This is a genomic window from Halorubrum tibetense (assembly GCF_042661865.1).
In the GTDB taxonomy this organism is placed as follows: Archaea; Halobacteriota; Halobacteria; order Halobacteriales; family Haloferacaceae; genus Halorubrum; species Halorubrum tibetense.
This window is the reverse complement of the sequence record NZ_JBHSWW010000556.1, coordinates 1-830: the sequence shown is the minus strand read 5'-3', so window position 1 is coordinate 830 and position 830 is coordinate 1. Positions and strand designations below refer to the sequence as shown.

General features: G+C 45.5%; 1 protein-coding gene. It reads right to left on the bottom strand.

The genetic code is table 11. The annotated features are described in order from the left end of the window. Positions 1-761, bottom strand: a 761-nt coding sequence (locus ACFQEU_RS16935) for a multiheme c-type cytochrome (protein ID WP_379784038.1), incomplete at its 3' end; no start/stop codon positions are given. Positions 762-830: the final 69 nt, after the last annotated feature.

Sequence of the window (830 nt, the reverse complement as noted above, 5' to 3'; positions counted from 1 at the left end):
AAGTCGAATCCACGATGAGCGGTACTCGAACCCGCTATGGATTTATCGCCGCGCTTTGCCCATTCGAGATGTAATGAACCTTGGCCATGGCAGGCTTCGCAACCAATATTGACTTCTTGCCAGGTGGTTTCGTAGGTATTTTTTACCGAATTGTAATTTTTTCTGAGATCCGTTGAGTGACAAGCCGCACAGCGTGAATTCCAATTAAAGTAAGTGCCGGTCCAGTGTAGGGCGTCTCTATAATCGATAGGGTCTAGTGGATTGCCGCCATGTTGTAACACCTCATGTTCTGGATACAGGTGATACCAACGCTGTCCGCCCTCTGTTTTTGGCCGAGTATCCCAAATAATGGCAAGTACCTGTTTCCTACCGTCGGGGAAATCAATTAAATATTGTTGTAATGGTTCGACGCCAAAGGTGTAGGTGATTTCAAATTCTTGTAATTTTCCTTTTGCATTGTCGGTTTTAACAAAATATTTTCCGTCGCGCCGGTAAAAACGGCTGGTTATGCCGTTGTAAGTGAATGCGGCATTGTCAAAATTGCCCAGTACGCTTTTCTCGGACGCGGGTTGCATGGCCGCCCAGTGATGACTTTTTTGCCAGTCTTGATACTCGGATTGGTGACAATCAGCACAGACCTCGCTTCCCACGTAGGAGGCTTGAGCGTCCGTTGGTGATGGATCGAGCGCTTGGCCGGCGCTTACCCCATTCAGCGGTAGAGAAAAGAATACTATACAAAAAGCCGCAAGTTTTTTATGCATTATTGTCGCTTATTTATACGAATAAAAAGTGAAAACGAATGAAGAAATAGTATCATCTCTACTATGACG